At 71.2% G+C, this 15553-nt stretch carries 17 protein-coding genes; 16 read left to right on the top strand and 1 reads right to left on the bottom strand.

The features are described from left to right. The 4 genes from pcaDC to ACWD3D_RS20830 form a co-directional block, all read left to right on the top strand. Window positions 1-1049, top strand: a 1049-nt coding sequence (pcaDC, locus tag ACWD3D_RS20845) for a bifunctional 3-oxoadipate enol-lactonase/4-carboxymuconolactone decarboxylase PcaDC (RefSeq protein WP_451462328.1), incomplete at its 5' end; no start/stop codon positions are given. Window positions 1050-1062: 13 nt separating this feature from the next. Further along, the gene (locus ACWD3D_RS20840) at window positions 1063-1710 is read left to right on the top strand and encodes an MBL fold metallo-hydrolase (RefSeq protein ID WP_451462327.1); all 648 of its coding nucleotides are present in this window, start codon (window positions 1063-1065) and stop codon (window positions 1708-1710) included. Between the two features lie 117 nt (window positions 1711-1827). Next, window positions 1828-2607, top strand: a complete 780-nt coding sequence (locus ACWD3D_RS20835) for an exodeoxyribonuclease III (protein WP_451462326.1) — start codon at window positions 1828-1830, stop codon at window positions 2605-2607. A gap of 120 nt (window positions 2608-2727) precedes the next feature. Further along, window positions 2728-3477 carry a Clp protease N-terminal domain-containing protein gene (locus tag ACWD3D_RS20830; RefSeq protein ID WP_451462325.1) on the top strand — a complete coding sequence of 250 codons (750 nt, stop codon included), beginning with the start codon at window positions 2728-2730 and terminating at the stop codon, window positions 3475-3477. A gap of 104 nt (window positions 3478-3581) precedes the next feature. On the opposite strand, the gene ACWD3D_RS20825 is transcribed toward ACWD3D_RS20830, so the two are convergent. Then, window positions 3582-4361: an SDR family NAD(P)-dependent oxidoreductase gene (locus ACWD3D_RS20825; protein WP_451462324.1), complete on the bottom strand. Its 780-nt coding sequence runs from the start codon at window positions 4359-4361 to the stop codon at window positions 3582-3584. A 109-nt stretch (window positions 4362-4470) separates the two neighbouring features. Between ACWD3D_RS20825 and ACWD3D_RS20820 the strand changes: the two genes are divergently transcribed. The 12 genes from ACWD3D_RS20820 to ACWD3D_RS20765 form a co-directional block, all read left to right on the top strand. After that, window positions 4471-4911, top strand: a complete 441-nt coding sequence (locus ACWD3D_RS20820; RefSeq protein ID WP_451462323.1) for a DUF6278 family protein — start codon at window positions 4471-4473, stop codon at window positions 4909-4911. 241 nt (window positions 4912-5152) lie between these two features. Next, the gene (locus ACWD3D_RS20815) at window positions 5153-5896 is read left to right on the top strand and encodes an amino acid ABC transporter ATP-binding protein (RefSeq protein WP_451462322.1); all 744 of its coding nucleotides are present in this window, start codon (window positions 5153-5155) and stop codon (window positions 5894-5896) included. A gap of 14 nt (window positions 5897-5910) precedes the next feature. Then, window positions 5911-6822, top strand: a complete 912-nt coding sequence (locus tag ACWD3D_RS20810; RefSeq protein WP_451462321.1) for a glutamate ABC transporter substrate-binding protein — start codon at window positions 5911-5913, stop codon at window positions 6820-6822. 13 nt (window positions 6823-6835) lie between these two features. Then, complete coding sequence (locus ACWD3D_RS20805; protein WP_387365461.1) at window positions 6836-7480, top strand: amino acid ABC transporter permease; 645 nt, start codon at window positions 6836-6838, stop codon at window positions 7478-7480. After that, window positions 7477-8340, top strand: a complete 864-nt coding sequence (locus tag ACWD3D_RS20800; RefSeq protein WP_451462320.1) for an amino acid ABC transporter permease — start codon at window positions 7477-7479, stop codon at window positions 8338-8340. The genes ACWD3D_RS20805 and ACWD3D_RS20800 overlap by 4 nt, the downstream gene beginning before the upstream one ends. Window positions 8341-9374: 1034 nt before the next feature. After that, the gene (locus ACWD3D_RS20795; protein ID WP_451462319.1) at window positions 9375-9704 is read left to right on the top strand and encodes a TcmI family type II polyketide cyclase; all 330 of its coding nucleotides are present in this window, start codon (window positions 9375-9377) and stop codon (window positions 9702-9704) included. After that, complete coding sequence (locus ACWD3D_RS20790; protein WP_451462318.1) at window positions 9701-10972, top strand: beta-ketoacyl-[acyl-carrier-protein] synthase family protein; 1272 nt, start codon at window positions 9701-9703, stop codon at window positions 10970-10972. Before ACWD3D_RS20795 ends, ACWD3D_RS20790 begins: the two co-directional genes overlap by 4 nt. Beyond that, the gene (locus tag ACWD3D_RS20785) at window positions 10969-12192 is read left to right on the top strand and encodes a ketosynthase chain-length factor (RefSeq protein ID WP_451462317.1); all 1224 of its coding nucleotides are present in this window, start codon (window positions 10969-10971) and stop codon (window positions 12190-12192) included. Before ACWD3D_RS20790 ends, ACWD3D_RS20785 begins: the two co-directional genes overlap by 4 nt. 22 nt (window positions 12193-12214) lie before the next feature. Next, the gene (locus tag ACWD3D_RS20780) at window positions 12215-12484 is read left to right on the top strand and encodes an acyl carrier protein (RefSeq protein WP_451462316.1); all 270 of its coding nucleotides are present in this window, start codon (window positions 12215-12217) and stop codon (window positions 12482-12484) included. Window positions 12485-12498: 14 nt separating this feature from the next. Continuing rightward, the gene (gene fabG / locus ACWD3D_RS20775; protein WP_451462315.1) at window positions 12499-13293 is read left to right on the top strand and encodes a 3-oxoacyl-ACP reductase FabG; all 795 of its coding nucleotides are present in this window, start codon (window positions 12499-12501) and stop codon (window positions 13291-13293) included. Window positions 13294-13401: 108 nt separating this feature from the next. Next, on the top strand, window positions 13402-14355 hold the full coding sequence (locus tag ACWD3D_RS20770; protein ID WP_451462314.1) for an aromatase/cyclase: 954 nt from the start codon (window positions 13402-13404) through the stop codon (window positions 14353-14355). A gap of 1 nt (window position 14356) precedes the next feature. Next, window positions 14357-15553, top strand: a 1197-nt coding sequence (locus ACWD3D_RS20765) for an FAD-dependent monooxygenase (RefSeq protein WP_451462313.1), incomplete at its 3' end; no start/stop codon positions are given.

The following is a 15553-nucleotide window of genomic DNA, read 5'->3' as shown; positions in this document are numbered from 1 at the left end:
CCCTCGGCGTCCAGCGCTTCGGCTACGCGGGCTGCTCCATCGGCGGCGCCATCGGTGCCGACCTCGCGCTGCGCCACCCCCATCGGGTGGCCTCGCTCGCGCTCGTCGCGGCCTCGCCCAGATTCGGTAGCGCCGACGAGTTCCGCCAGCGCGGGGTGATCGTCCGTACCAACGGCCTGGAGCCCATCGCCCGCAGTTCCCCTGAGCGCTGGTTCACGCCCGGGTTCGCCGCCGCGCAGTCCGCCATCGTCGAGTGGGCCGTGCAGATGGTGCGTACCACCGACCCCGGGTGCTACATCGCCGCGTGCGAGGCGCTCGCGTCCTTCGACATCCGCGGTGAGCTGGGCCGCATCGGTGTGCCCACGCTCGTCGTGGTCGGTGCCGAGGACCGGGTCACCGGCCCCGCCGAGGCGCGCACCCTGGTCGCTGGCATCCCCGACGCCCGCCTCGCCCTGGTGCCGGGGGCCTCGCACCTCGCGCCGGTCGAACAGCCGGCCGCGGTGATGGACCTGCTGTTCACCCACTTCTCGACCACCTGGCAGGACACCCTCGGCGCCGTCCCGGTCGTCGCTTCCTCCCCTCCCGCCGCCGTCCCGCCGCTCTCCGCTCCGTACGCGCCCGTCGCGGAGATCGCGCCGCCGGCCCCGCGCGCGGTCGACCCGGAGCGTACGGACCGCCACACGATCGGTACGAAGGTCCGCAGGGAGGTGCTCGGAGACGCCCACGTGGACAGGGCCGGAGCCGCCACCGACCCGTTCACCGAGGACTTCGAGGACCTCGTCACCCGCTATGCGTGGGGCGAGGTCTGGAGCCGCGAGGGACTCGACCGCCGTACCCGCAGCTGCGTCACGCTCACCGCGCTGATCGCGTCCGGCCGGCTGGAGGGCCTCGCCGCGCACCTGAGGGCGGCGCTGCGCAACGGCCTCACGCCCGCGGAGATCAAGGAAGTCCTGCTCCAGACCTCCGTGTACTGCGGGATTCCCGCCGCCGGGGCCGCGTTCGCCGTGGCCCAGTCAGTGATTCAGGAAGAAACGACCCCGCCCGCGTAGCAGGATGGAGACCATGAACGCATCGCCTCTCACGCTCACCAAGAAGCGACACTCCTGCATCCGCCTGGACAAGGACGGGCAGGCCCTCGTCATCGACCCGGGCGGGTTCTCCGGGGAGGACGAGGCCGTCGGCGCCGACGCCATCCTGGTGACGCACGAGCACCCGGACCACTTCGACGAGGGCCGGCTGAGGGCGGCCCTGGAGGCCAACCCGGCGGCCGAGATCTGGACGCTGCGCAGTGTCGCCGAGCAACTGGCGGCGGCCTTCCCCGGGCGGGTGCACACCGTCGGCCACGGCGACACCTTCAGTGCCGCAGGGTTCGACGTCCAGGTCCACGGCGAGCTCCACGCGGTGATCCACCCCGACATCCCGCGCATCACCAACGTCGGCTTCCTCGTCGACGGCGCGGTCTTCCACCCGGGCGACGCGCTCACCGTCCCCGAGCAGCCGGTCGACACCCTGCTGCTGCCGGTGATGGCCCCGTGGAGCAAGATCTCGGAGGTCATCGACTACGTGCGCGAGGTCGGGCCGCGCCGGGCCATCGACATCCACGACGCCCTGCTCACCGACCTGGCCCGGCCGATCTACGACAGTCAGATCGGGGCACTCGGCGGCAGTGACCACGGCCGGATGGCACCGGGGGAGCACACCGGGCTCTGAGACCCGCCAGGTCCGAGGGCTCCGGGACCCGCCGGGTTCCGAGGGCTCTTCCGCGGCCCGCGAGCCAGGTCCACGCCAGGTCCGCGACTGTCGGTGGTACCGGTTAGGTTGGGTTCCATGCGCATCGCCACGTGGAACGTCAACTCGATCACCGCCCGCCTGCCGAGGCTGCTGGCTTGGCTGGAGAGCAGCGGCACCGATGTGCTGTGCGTCCAGGAGACCAAGTGCACGGCCGAGCAGTTCCCCGCCGACGAGCTGCGGGAGCTGGGGTACGCCTCCGCGGTGAACGCCACCGGCCGGTGGAACGGCGTGGCGCTGATCTCCCGCGTGGGCCTGGACGACGTGGTCATGGGCCTGCCGGGCGGCCCCGCGTACGACGGTACGGAAGAGCCCCGGGCGATCTCCGCGACCTGCGGACCCGTGCGGCTCTGGTCGGTCTACGTTCCCAACGGCCGCGAGGTCACGCACGAGCACTACGCCTACAAGCTGCGCTGGCTGGAGGCGCTGCGCGGCGCCGTCGCCGCGGACGCGACGGGGCCCCGGCCCTTCGCCGTGCTCGGCGACTACAACGTCGCGCCCACCGACGAGGACGTGTGGGACCCGGCGCTCTTCGAGGGTGCCACCCACGTCACCCCCGCCGAGCGGGACGCCCTTGCCGCGCTGCGGGAGGAGGGACTGAGCGACGTCGTGCCGCGCCCCCTGAAGTACGACCACCCGTTCACTTTCTGGGACTACCGCGAGCTCCGCTTCCCCAAGAACCGGGGCATGCGGATCGACCTCGCCTACGGCAACGCCCCGTTCGCCGCCGCCGTGAAGGACGCCTACGTCGACCGCGAGGCGCGCAAGGGCAAGGGCGCGTCGGACCACGCACCGGTCGTGGTGGACCTGGAGTTCTGAGGCCCGGATCCGGACGGCGGACGCCGGAACCCGCGGACCAGCCGGCCAGTGACCCCCGAATGACAACCGAATGACAACCGAAGGTTGACACTCCTGCGAGTGTCAACTTACGGTTGACACATGACGCAACCGGCAGCAGTCGAACCTCCCGTGCGCCTCGACGACCTCATCGAGGCCATCAAGAAGTCTCACTCCGACGCCCTGGAGCAGCTCTCCGGCGCGGTCGTCGCGGCCGACCACCTCGGTGACATCGCCGACCACCTCATCGGCCATTTCGTGGACCAGGCCCGCCGCTCGGGCGCCTCCTGGACGGACATCGGCAGGAGTATGGGGGTGACCCGACAGGCCGCACAGAAGCGTTTCGTCCCGAAGAAGCCGGACGATTCCGCGGACCTGGACCCCAACGAGGGCTTCGCCCGGTTCACCCCGCGCGCCCGGAACGTCGCGGTCGCCGCCCACAACGAGGCCCACCTCGCCGGGAACACCGAGGTCCTCCCCGCGCACCTGGTGCTCGGCCTCGTCGCCGACACCGAAGGCGTCGGCGCCCAGGTGATCGCGGCCCGGGGCGTCACCCCGGAAGCGGTCCGCGCCGCGGCCCTCGCCGCGCTGCCGCCCGCCGCCGAAGAGGTTCCCGAGCTGATCCCGTACGACGCCGGCTCCCGCAAGGTCCTCGAACTCACCTTCCGCGAGGCCCTGCGGCTCGGCCACGCCTACGTGGGAACCGAGCACATCCTGCTGGCACTTCTGGAACACGAGGACGGTGACGGGGTGCTCACCGGCCTCGGGATCGACAAGCGGCAGGCGTCCGCCGCCGCCGAGGCCTTGGTCGCCGCCGTCGCCGGGGCGACCCGGAAGCGGCCCGGCGCCTGACCCGCTCGTGGGGGCGTCCGTACGACGGGCGCCCCCGGCCAGGGCCCGTATCGGGCCCCGGGCCGGGCTCGCCGAAGGACTCGGAACGAGCCCTCGGCGCCTCGTCAGTGGACGGAGAGCCCGCCGTCCACGAAGAGCGACTGTCCGGTCACGTAAGCGGAGCCGGGACCGGACAGGAACACCGCCGCGGCGGCGAAGTCCTCGGCCAGCCCGTTGCGCCCCACCATGGTGCGGGCGGCCAGCGCCGCCACCTTCTCCGGGTCGGAGGAGAGCCGTGCGTTCAGCGGGGTCATCACGAAGCCGGGGACCAGGGTGTTCGCGGTGACCCCGTACCGCGACCACGCCTCGGCCTGGGACCGGGCCAGTGACTCCAGCCCGCCCTTGGAGACGCCGTACGCCCCGCTGTTCACGAAGGCCCGGTGCGCCTGCTGCGAGGTGATGTGGATGAGCCGCCCGTACCCGCGCTCCGCCATCCCCGGCCCGAACCGTTCGCCGAGCAGATAGGGGGCCTTGAGGTTGATCGCCATCGTGGTGTCCCAGACGTCCTCGCCCAGCTCGCCCATCGGCGGACGCAGGTTGATCCCGGCGCAGTTCACCACGATGTCCGGCTCCCCGGACCGCGCGACCACGGCGTCGGCCGCCCGCCCGACCCCGTCGGTCGTGGCGAGGTCCGCGCTCACCCAGTGGGCGCGGCAGCCGGCCTCGGTCAACTCGTCCACGGTCGACTTCAGTTCGGCCTCGCGGCGGGCCACGACGGTCACTTCCGCGCCCGCGCGGGCGAGCGCCTCCGCGGTCGCCCGGCCGATACCGGAGCTGCCGCCGGTGACGAGGGCGGTCCTGCCCGCCAGGGAGAAGAGACCGGAGAGATAGTCCTGTGTGCTCATTCCGGCAGCTTACGGAGCGGGTGGCTTCCCTCCGGGACCGGGTACCACGCCCGCGTGCGCGGCGCGCGCCCTGTGGCGTACGGGGGGACGAAAGTGCGACCCTTGTGGGGTGAACATCCCCTTCTTGGGCAACTGGCGCAAGCGTCAAGGCGGTACGCGTGCGATGACGCTGGCGGAGACCGCCGAGACGGACCCCGCCGGCCTCGCGGAGGTTCTCGCCGAATGCGAGCTGCTGCGTGTCCGTGCGGGGAGCAGTGGGCTCGAACTGGACGACACCCCGGGCTCGTTGACGGCGCTCGACCAGCTGCCGCCCCGCTGGCGCGACGATCCGGAGGAGGCGCCGTGGATGGGAAACGACGCGGGCCTGTACCTCGGCACCGTGCTCGTACGGACCGTGCCCGGTGCACGGTGGGACGTCTGGCCGAGCGGGCAGCCCGTCGTGCTGCTGGCCTCCGGGCGGGAGGTCGACGTCGTCGGAGCGGGCCTGGACTGGGCGGTCTACGGCAGCCCCGAACTGTCCCAGGTGTACGCGGAGGCGGCCGAGGAATGACACCCGGGTGATGTCCGGCCCGGGCCTCCGGGTGGTGTCCGGCCCGGGCCCCCGGACGGTGTTCGGCCCGGCCCCCCGGGTGGTGTCCGGCCCGGATGCCCGGTGGTATCCGGGCCCGGCCGCCGGGCACCACCTAGATAAACAGCCTTTTGCCCTGTTTGCGTGTCGGGCGTGAAGTCCCTTACCCATGCGGATAGTTTCCGCTGAGCCGACACACAGCGACACATGGGCAGGGCAGCGTATGGCCGTCGATCCGTTGATCGATCTGCGGGACGTCAACAAGCACTTCGGAGAGTTGCACGTTCTGCGGGACATCAATCTCACCGTCGGCCGCGGGGAGGTGGTCGTGGTCATCGGCCCCTCCGGCTCCGGAAAATCCACGCTCTGCCGTGCGATCAACCGGCTGGAGACGATCGAGTCGGGCCGGATCACCATCGACGGGAAGCCGCTCCCCGAGGAGGGCAAGGGACTGGCACGGCTCAGGGCCGAAGTCGGCATGGTCTTCCAGTCGTTCAACCTGTTCGCGCACAAGACCGTGCTGGCCAACGTCTCGCTCGCGCCGATGAAGGTGCGCGGGCGGAAGAGGCCCGAGGCCGACGCCCGTTCCAGGGAGCTGCTGGAGCGCGTGGGGCTCGCCGCGCACGCCGACAAGTTCCCCGCGCAGCTCTCCGGAGGACAGCAGCAGCGCGTGGCCATCGCCCGCGCCCTCGCCATGGACCCCAAGGCCCTCCTCTTCGACGAGCCCACCTCGGCGCTCGACCCGGAGATGATCAACGAGGTGCTGGAGGTCATGCAGCAGCTGGCGCGGGACGGGATGACCATGGTCGTCGTCACCCACGAGATGGGCTTCGCCCGTTCCGCCGCGAACCGGGTGGTCTTCATGGCGGACGGACTCATCGTCGAGGACCGCACTCCGGAGGAGTTCTTCACCGCCCCCGAGAGCGACCGCGCCAAGGACTTCCTGTCCAAGATCCTCAAGCACTGACGGGAGGCTCCGCGTTGCGTACGAAGAAGATCACCGCACTGCTGGCCGCCCTGCTGCTGACGGCGCTCGCCGCCGGGTGCGGGAAGGAGGGAAGCCCGCCGGTCAAGGGACCCAAGGCCGACGAACTGCCGCACTACACGGTGAACACCGGCTTCCGGCTCCCCGCGTCGAAGACGTGGACCCGGGCGGAGCGCCGGGGCCACCTGGTGATCGGCGCCAAGGAGGACCAGCCCTACCTCGGCGAGAAGGACCCGGCCACCGGGGTCTACTCCGGATTCGACATCGAGATCGCCACGATGGTGGCGGCCTACCTCGGATTCGGTCCGAAGGACATCGAGTTCAAGACCATCGCCTCGGCCAACCGTGAGACCGCCCTGCAGAACGGCCAGATCGACTACTACGTCGGCACCTACACCATCAACGACATGCGCAAGAAACTCGTCGGATTCGCCGGCCCGTACTTCATGGCCGGACAGGGACTCCTCGTGCGCACCGACGAGAACGACATCCACGGCCCCCAGGACCTGGCCGGCAAGACGGTCTGCTCGGCCGCCGGTTCCACCCCCTACCAGCGCATCGCCGCCGACTACCCGAAGGCGGACCTGGTCGCCTACGACACGTACTCCATCTGCGTCGACAACCTGCTGACCTATCAGGTCGACGTCGTCACCACGGACGACGCGATCCTGCTGGGCTTCGCGGCGAAGGCGCCGGACGAGATGAAGGTCGTCGGCAAGCCCTTCTCCGAGGAGCCCTACGGCATCGGCGTGCCACGAAGCGACAACGCCCTGCGGTCCGCGATCAACGACGCGCTGGAGGAGAACGAGAAGAACGGCAACTGGAAGAAGGCGTTCGAAGCGACGCTGGGGCTGTCCGGAGTCCCCGCGCCGACGCCGCCGCCCATCGACCGCTACCCGGCGAACTGAGGGACCGGCCACCATGGACGTACTGACAGAGAACTTCTCGCTCTACGGCAAAGGGTTCCTCGGCACCCTCGAACTCACGGTCTTCGCCTCGCTCCTGGCCCTCGTGCTCGGCTTCGTCATGGCCTCGTTCCGGGTCGCCCCGGTCGGCTCGCTCCGGCTCGTCGGCACCGTCTGGGTGACGGTGCTGCGCAACACCCCGCTCACCCTGCTGTTCTTCGCCGTCCTCCTCGGCCTGCCGCGCTTCGGCCTCGTCCTGCCGTTCAACGTCTTCGCCGTCCTGGCGCTCGGCTGCTACACCTCGGCGTTCATCTGCGAGGTGCTGCGCTCCGGTATCAACACCGTGCCCACCGGCCAGGGAGAGGCGGCCCGGAGCCTCGGGATGTCCTTCGGGCAGACCCTGAACACGGTGGTGCTGCCGCAGGCGTTCCGTTCCGTGATCCCGCCGGTGGGTTCGACGCTCATCGCGCTCGCCAAGAACTCGGCGATCGCCGGCGCCTTCAGCGTCACCGAGCTGCTCGGCACCTACAAGACCCTCAACGAGCTCGGCTACAGCATCATCTGGACCTTCGTCTGGATCGCCGTCGGCTACCTCATCATCACCCTGTCCATCAGCGCGCTCTTCACCGTGCTGGAGAAGCGCTGGGGAGTGACCCGATGACCACCCACGCCGCGCCCGCCGCCACCGCGCTCTACGACATCCCGGGGCCCGAAGCCCGCAAGCGGCACTTCCTTTACGGGGTCGCCGCCACGATCCTGGTCGCCGCTCTCGTCGGCTGGATCGTCTATCTCCTCATCGACACCGGTCAGTTCGCCGCAGCCAAGTGGAATCCCTTCACCTACAAGGGAATCCAGGAACTGCTGCTGCGGGGACTGGGCAACACCCTCAAGGCCTTCGGGTACGCGGCGGTGCTCTCGCTGGCACTCGGCGCGGTCCTGGCCGTCGGCCGGCTCTCCGTGCACCGGCCGGTCCGCTGGATCGCCACCCTGCTGGTCGAGTTCTTCCGGGCCATGCCCGTGCTGGTGATGATCTTCTTCATCTTCGTGGCGCTGAAGGTCCAGCCGCTGCCCGCCCTGGTCGCCGGGCTGACCCTCTACAACGGCTCGGTGCTGGCCGAGGTGTTCCGTACCGGCATCAACTCGGTGGAGCGTGGCCAGCGGGAGGCCGCGTACGCGCTGGGGATGCGCAAGACGCAGGTCACGATCTCCGTGCTCGCGCCCCAGGCGGTACGCGCCATGATGCCGACCATCATCAGCCAGCTCGTGGTGGCCCTGAAGGACACCTCGCTCGGATATCTGATCACCTACGAGGAGTTCCTCCACGCGGGGAAGCTCATCGCCTCGAACCTCGACTACGACCTGCCGTTCATTCCGGTCGTGATGGTGATCTCCCCCATCTACATCGGGATGTGCATGCTCCTCTCGTGGTTCGCCACCTGGATGGCCAAGCGCCAGCGCCGCAATCCGAAGACCGAGGCCGTGGAAGTCTCCGCGGCCGGACCTGGACCCCTGTTGCCCTGAGGGGGCCCGGCGGATCAACCCCGGACACCCCGGCCGGCCAGCAGCCGGAGATCACCTCCCGTGCGCCCGGAACCCTTTCCCGGGCTCCGGCCCGCGCGGGGAGAAGGTCAGCTGTATGCCGGTGAACCCGCCGAAAGGCAGAGGGGGCGTTGCCCAACCGAAGTACCGGAAGGTGCCGTTGACGGAGAACGGGCCGTCGTCGTGGGGATGCACGACGAAGGCCCGTTCTCCGTGTACGGCTGCGTCGGTGCGGTCGGTGCGGTCGGTGCGGTCGGTGCGGTCGGTGCGGTCGGTGCGATCGGTGCGGTTGCGGGCTGCTCCTCGGGGTGCGCCCGCCCGCCCCCACCCGTGCCCGGAACGCGCCCGAGACCCGGCGTCCCTGCCTGTCGCACTGTGGCGTGTCTCCCGTCCGTCCCACGTTTCGCATCCCTCCCCGGACCCTTTCCTGTCATTGGTCCGCTGGGATCTGACGTCGGTGCGCCGCCTCTGACGTAACTGACGATTCCCTGAACCGAACCGCCTTGTCCGCGTCTCCGCGACCGTCGAACCTTGAGGTCACGGCCTGGTGGCGTGTCCTGGAGAGGTGGGCGAAGTCCGGTGGAACCTGTGACGGGCGGTTCGTGGGAGTGGGCGGGAACGGGGTGCGCGGTCGGCTCGGCCGTCGGGCGCACGCCGCGGACCGGCCGCGCCGCACGGCCGCCCGTCCGGCCTGCCGTTCCCGTCCACGGGGCTCCGACAGCCGCTGTTCGCGTGGTTCGTGGCGTGCCCGCCGCCGTGGGGGCCGCCCCTTCGTCCGTCGACCCCGCGCCCGGGACACCGGCCGCCGCCGCCGAAGCCGGCGTCCGCGTTCCCGTCGTCGCGCGCTGTCGGCCCACCGGCTGACCCGAGCGGCCCGTTCTCGGGCCGCGACCCTTCCCGCCCGTCCGGGGCGTCCGTCCGTGCGCGTCGTCCGCGCAGGCGGCGCCGGAAGGTCCCGCAGCGGGCGCGCGACGCCGCAGTCATGTCATGGACGCAACATGAATCAGGAGTGAGTCATGCACAGCACGCTGATCGTGGCACGGATGAAACCCGGCGCGAGCGCCGATGTCGCCCGGTTGTTCAACGAGTTCGACGCCACCGGGATGCCGCACCGGATGGGCACCCGCCGACGCCAGTTGTTCTCCTACCGCGGCCTGTACTTCCACCTCCAGGACTTCGACGAGGACAACGGCGGCGCGCTGATCGAGGAGGCCAAGACCGACCCCCGCTTCATCGGCATCAGCGAGGACCTCAAGCCGTTCATCGAGGCGTACGACCCCGCGACCTGGCGGTCCCCGGCCGACGCGATGGCCAAGCGCTTCTACACGTGGGAGGCGTCCGCGTGAGCGAGCGCCGCGTCGTCATCACCGGCGTCGAGGTGCTCGCACCCGGCGGGGTGGGCGTCAAGGACTTCTGGACCCTGCTCAGCGAGGGCCGTACCGCGACCCGGGGCATCACCTTCTTCGATCCCACGCCCTTCCGCTCCCGCGTCGCCGCCGAGATCGACTTCGACCCGTACGAGCACGGGCTGACGCCCCAGGAGATCCGGCGGATGGACCGCGCCGCGCAGTTCGCGGTCGTCGCCGCGCGCGGCGCGGTCTCCGACAGCGGCATCGCCACCGGCGAGCTCGACCCGTACCGGATCGGCGTCTCCGTCGGCAGCGCGGTCGGCGCCACCATGGGACTGGACGAGGAGTACCGGGTCGTCAGCGACGGCGGGCGGATCGACCTCGTCGACCACCGGTACGCCGCGCCCCACCTCTACGGTCACCTCGTCCCCAGCTCGTTCGCCGCCGAGGTGGCCTGGGCGGTCGGCGCGGAAGGCCCCAGCACCGTGGTCTCCACCGGCTGCACCTCAGGCATCGACTCCGTCGGCTACGCCGCCGAACTGATCCGCGAAGGCAGTGCCGACGTGATGGTCGCGGGTTCGTCGGACGCACCGATCTCCCCGATCACCATGGCCTGCTTCGACGCCATCAAGGCCACCACACCCCGCCACGACGACCCGGCGCACGCCTCCCGCCCGTTCGACGGGACCCGCAACGGATTCGTACTCGGGGAGGGAGCCGCCGTCTTCGTGCTGGAGGAGCTGGAGAGCGCCCGCCACCGAGGAGCGCACATCTACGCCGAGATCGCCGGCTACGCCACTCGCTCGAACGCCTACCACATGACCGGACTGCGGCCCGACGGCGCCGAGATGGCCGAGGCCATCCGGGTCGCGCTGGACGAGGCGCGGCTGCCCGTGGAGTCGATCGACTACATCAACGCGCACGGCTCGGGCACCAAGCAGAACGACCGGCACGAGACGGCCGCGTTCAAGAAGAGCCTCGGCGACCACGCCTACCGGACGCCGGTCAGCTCGATCAAGTCGATGGTGGGCCACTCCTTGGGGGCGATCGGTTCCATCGAGATCGCTGCGTCCGTCCTCGCCATGGAGCACGACGTGGTCCCGCCCACCGCGAACCTGCACACCCCCGACCCCGAGTGCGACCTCGACTACGTACCCCTGCACGCCCGGGACCAGCTCACCGACGCGGTGCTCACCGTCGGCAGCGGGTTCGGAGGGTTCCAGAGCGCGATGGTGCTGGCCGACCCGGAGAGGAGAGCGGCGTGACCACCCCGTCCTCCGTCGTCGTCACCGGCCTCGGCATCGCCTCGCCCAATGGCCTCGGCACCAAGGACTACTGGGCGGCCACCCGCGGCGGAAAGAGCGGCATCGGCCGGCTCACCCGCTTCGACCCGTCCGGCTACCCGGCCAAACTCGCCGGAGAGGTACCCGGCTTCACCGCCGAGGACCACCTGCCGAGCCGCCTCATCCCGCAGACCGACCGGATGACCAGGATCGCCCTCGCCGCCGCCGACTGGGCGCTCGCCGACGCGGGGGTGCGCCCCGAAGAACTCGACGCGTTCGACATGGGCGTGGTCACCGCCAGCGCCTCCGGCGGCTTCGAGTTCGGCCAGAACGAGCTGCGCAAACTGTGGAGCCAGGGCAGCAAGTACGTATCCGCCTACCAGTCCTTCGCCTGGTTCTACGCCGTCAACAGCGGACAGATCTCCATCCGCAACGGCATGAAGGGGCCGAGCGGCGTCGTCGTCGGGGACCAGGCCGGCGGACTCGACGCCGTGGCCCAGGCCCGCCGCCAGATCCGCAAGGGCACCCGGCTCGTCGTCTCCGGCGGAATCGATGCCTCCCTCTGCCCCTGGGGCTGGGTCGCCCAGCTCGCGAGCGGCCGGCTCAGCACCAGCGAGGAACCGACCCGCGCCTATCTTCCCTTCGACCCGGACGCCCGGGGGTACGTGCCCGGCGAGGGCGGCGCGATCCTCATCCTGGAGGACGCGGACGCCGCCAGGGAACGCGGTGCCCGCGACTACGGGGAGATCGCCGGATACGGCTCCACCTTCGACCCGAAGCCCGGCTCCGGACGCCCGCCCGGACTGCGCAAGGCCATCGAACTCGCGCTGGAGGACGCCTCGTCGGGCCCGGACGACATCGACGTCGTCTTCGCCGACGGTGCGGCCGATCCCGGACTCGACCGGGCCGAGGCCGAGGCGATCACCGCCGTGTTCGGGGAGCGACGCGTGCCGGTCAGCGTGCCCAAGACCATGACCGGCCGGCTCTACTCGGGCGGTGCGCCGCTCGACCTGGCCGCCGCCCTGCTGGCACTGCGCGACGGGTTGATCCCCGCCGCCGTGAACGTGCGGCCGTCGCCCGGCCACCCGCTCGACCTCGTCGTCGACCGGGCCCGCCCGGCCGACTTGCGTACCGCGCTCGTACTGGCCCGCGGCCACGGTGGATTCAACTCCGCCGTCGTGCTGCGCGCCCCCGCCCACTGACCCGACCACCCGAGGACCCCCCATGCCCGCAGCAGAGTTCACCCTCACCGACCTCGAACGAATCCTCCGGGACGCCGCCGGTGCCGAAGAGAGCGCCGACTTTCACGACGGTGTCCTGGACACCGACTTCGGGGCCCTCGGCTACGAGTCGCTGGCGCTGCTGGAGACCGGCGGGAGCATCGAACGCGAGTACGGCGTCACGCTCGACGACGACGCGCTGACCGACGCCACCACCCCGCGCGCGCTCATCAAGGTCGTCAACGAACTGCTGTCCGCGTCCGCCAACTCCTGAGAGGACCACCCATCATGACCGCCACCACCAGCGAGACGGGCCCCGTCGCCCTCGTCACCGGTGCCACCAGCGGCATCGGACTCGCCGTAGCCCGACTGCTCGGCGCGCAGGGCCACCGGGTCTTCATCGGCGCCCGCGACGCCGGGAACGTCGCGGCCACGGTCAAGGAACTCACCGCCGAGGGGCTGACCGTCGCCGGGGCCGTCGTCGACGTCCGGGACGCCGACGGTGTACGGGAGTTCGTACAGACCGCCGTCGACCGGTTCGGCACCGTCGACGTGCTGGTCAACAACGCCGGCCGGTCCGGCGGCGGCGTCACCGCCGACATCGCCGACGAACTCTGGGAGGACGTCATCGAGACCAATCTGACCAGCGTCTTCCGGGTCACCCGTGAGGTCCTCACCACCGGCGGCCTCCGCCACAAGGACCGCGGTCGCATCATCAACATCGCCTCCACCGCCGGAAAGCAGGGTGTGGTCCTGGGCGCCCCTTACTCCGCCTCCAAACACGGCGTCGTCGGCTTCACCAAAGCCCTCGGCAACGAACTGGCGCCCACCGGTATCACCGTCAACGCCGTCTGCCCCGGATACGTCGAGACGCCGATGGCCCAGCGGGTCCGGCAGGGATACGCCGAGGCGTGGGACACCACCGAGGACGCGATCCTGGAGAAGTTCCAGGCCAAGATCCCGCTCGGCCGGTACTCCACCCCCGAGGAGGTCGCCGGTCTGGTCGGCTACCTCGCCTCCGACCCCGCCGGTTCCATCACGGCGCAGGCCCTGAACGTCTGCGGCGGCCTCGGCAACTTCTGACCGCCGCGAGCCGCCCCAGGGCCCACCGTCCACCGCGGCACCCGCCCCAGGACCGACCGTCGGGCCCCCACCCGCCGCACCCAGCCCCGAACCCGAGGAGCAGTGACCATGACGACCCGTGAGGTCGAGCACGAGATCGCCGTCGACGCCCCCGCACCAGCGGTCTACCGCCTGCTGGCCGAGGTGGCGAACTGGCCGCGCATCTTCCCGCCGACGATCCACGTCGACCAGGTGGAGCGGAGCGAGGGCGAGGAACGCATCCGGATCTGGGCCACCGCCGGCGCGGGCGGAGAGGCCAAGAACTGGACCTCGCGCCGCACCCTGGACCCGGAAGGCCTGCGCATCACCTTCCGGCAGGAGATCAGCGCCCCGCCGGTCGCCGCCATGGGCGGTACCTGGATCGTCGAACCGCTCGGCGGGGACCGGGCACGGGTGCGGCTGCTGCACGACTACCGCGCCGTCGACGACGATCCCGCCCAACTCGCCTGGATCGACGACGCCGTCGACCGCAACAGCCGCTCCGAGCTCGCCGCCCTCAAGACCAACGTCGAGGCGGCCCACGCGGCCGAGGAGCTGACGTTCTCCTTCACCGACAGCGTCGAGGTCGCGGGGTCCGCGAAGGACCTCTTCGACTTCATCGACCGGGCCGACCTCTGGGAAGAGCGGCTGCCGCACGTGGCCACCGTGCGGCTCACCGAGGACGCCCCCGGCCTCCAGACGCTGGAGATGGACACCCGCGCCAAGGACGGCTCCACCCACACCACCAAGTCGTACCGGGTGACGTTCCCGCACCGGCGCATCGTCTACAAGCAGGTCACCCTGCCCGCCCTGCTGACCCTGCACACCGGCGTCTGGACCTTTGACGAGGGGCCCGACGGCACGGTCGCCTCCTCCCAGCACACCGTCACCCTGAACACCGAGAACATCCCCGCGGTGCTCGGCCCCGACGCCGGCGTGTCCGACGCCCGCGCGTATGTGCACTCCGCCCTCTCCACCAACAGCCTCGCCACCCTCGGGCACGCCAGGACGTACGCCGAGAATCTCGCAGGGAAGCAGGGCTGACATGGTCCACGACCGTCCGGACACCCAGGTGCTGGTCGTCGGAGCCGGTCCCGTCGGGCTGCTGCTCGCCGGGGAACTGCGCCTCGGCGGGGCGCGGGTCGTCGTACTGGAACGGCGCACCGGACCCCTCACCGAGTCGCGGGCCACGACGCTGCACGCCCGCACCATGGAGATCCTGGACAGCCGTGGACTGCTGGAGACGATCCCCGCCCCGCCGAACGACCTGCGCGGTCACTTCGCCGGAATCCCGCTCGACCTCAGCCTGCCCGGCAGCCACCCGGGCCAGTGGAAGGTTCCGCAGGCCGACACCGAGCGCCTGCTGGGCGGCTGGGCCGCCGGGCTCGGTGCCGACATCAGGCCCGGCCACGAGGTGCGGGCCGTCACACAGACCCCGGAGTACGTGGAGGCCGAGGCGCTCGGACCCCACGGCCCCGTACGGATACGGGCCGGCCACCTCGTCGCCTGCGACGGCGAGGACAGCACGGTCAGGCGGCTGGTGGGGGCAGACTTCCCCGGCCACGACGCGCGGCGCGAGATGGTGCGCGCCGACGTCGACGGCATCGACGTCCCCGACCGCCGGTTCGAGCGGCTGCCGGACGGCCTGGCCATCGCCGCCCGGCGGCCCGACGGCGTGACCCGGCTGATGGTCCACGGGCACGGCACGTCGGCGGCTCGGAAGCGCACCGGCGCACCGGCGTTCGCCGAGGTGTCCGAGGCGTGGAAACGGGTCACCGGCGAAGACGTGAGCACGGGCGTGCCGTTGTGGGTGAACGCCTTCGGCGACGCGTCCCGGCAGCTCGCCCGCTACCGGCACGGGCGGGTGCTGTTCGCGGGGGACGCGGCCCACCGGCAGATGCCGATCGGCGGCCAGGCACTCAACCTGGGCCTCCAGGACGCCTTCAACCTGGGGTGGAAACTGGCCGCCGAAGTCACCGGCCGCGCCCACCCCGGTCTCCTCGACACCTACCACGACGAACGCCACGCCGTGGGCGCGCGGACCCTCGCCTCCATCGAGGCCCAGGCGCTCCTGCTGCTGGGCGGGCCCGAGGTGGACGCGGTGCGCACCCTGGTCCGCGAACTCGTCGCCCACGCACCGGTCCGCGCCCACCTGGCCGCCGCCGTCGGCGGACTCGACGTCCGCTACCCGGTCGGCGGCCCGCCGCACCCGCTGCTCGGCACCAGGCTGCCGGTCGTACCG

Source organism: Streptomyces sp. NPDC002690, from assembly GCF_053592415.1.
Note: the sequence above shows the minus strand (reverse complement) of the source record. Positions and strands in the feature narration are given on the sequence as shown.

Bases quoted from the DNA above. Each gene is read 5' to 3' on its own strand.
- ACWD3D_RS20795 (WP_451462319.1), top strand. From the start codon at position 9,375: ATGCACAGCACGCTGATCGTGGCACGGATGAAACCCGGCGCGAGCGCC.
- ACWD3D_RS20815 (WP_451462322.1), top strand. From the start codon at position 5,153: ATGGCCGTCGATCCGTTGATCGATCTGCGGGACGTCAACAAGCACTTC.
- ACWD3D_RS20800 (WP_451462320.1), top strand. From the start codon at position 7,477: ATGACCACCCACGCCGCGCCCGCCGCCACCGCGCTCTACGACATCCCG.
- ACWD3D_RS20825 (WP_451462324.1), bottom strand. From the start codon at position 4,361: ATGAGCACACAGGACTATCTCTCCGGTCTCTTCTCCCTGGCGGGCAGG.
- ACWD3D_RS20835 (WP_451462326.1), top strand. From the start codon at position 1,828: ATGCGCATCGCCACGTGGAACGTCAACTCGATCACCGCCCGCCTGCCG.
- ACWD3D_RS20830 (WP_451462325.1), top strand. From the start codon at position 2,728: ATGACGCAACCGGCAGCAGTCGAACCTCCCGTGCGCCTCGACGACCTC.
- fabG (WP_451462315.1), top strand. From the start codon at position 12,499: ATGACCGCCACCACCAGCGAGACGGGCCCCGTCGCCCTCGTCACCGGT.
- ACWD3D_RS20840 (WP_451462327.1), top strand. From the start codon at position 1,063: ATGAACGCATCGCCTCTCACGCTCACCAAGAAGCGACACTCCTGCATC.
- ACWD3D_RS20805 (WP_387365461.1), top strand. From the start codon at position 6,836: ATGGACGTACTGACAGAGAACTTCTCGCTCTACGGCAAAGGGTTCCTC.
- ACWD3D_RS20780 (WP_451462316.1), top strand. From the start codon at position 12,215: ATGCCCGCAGCAGAGTTCACCCTCACCGACCTCGAACGAATCCTCCGG.
- ACWD3D_RS20770 (WP_451462314.1), top strand. From the start codon at position 13,402: ATGACGACCCGTGAGGTCGAGCACGAGATCGCCGTCGACGCCCCCGCA.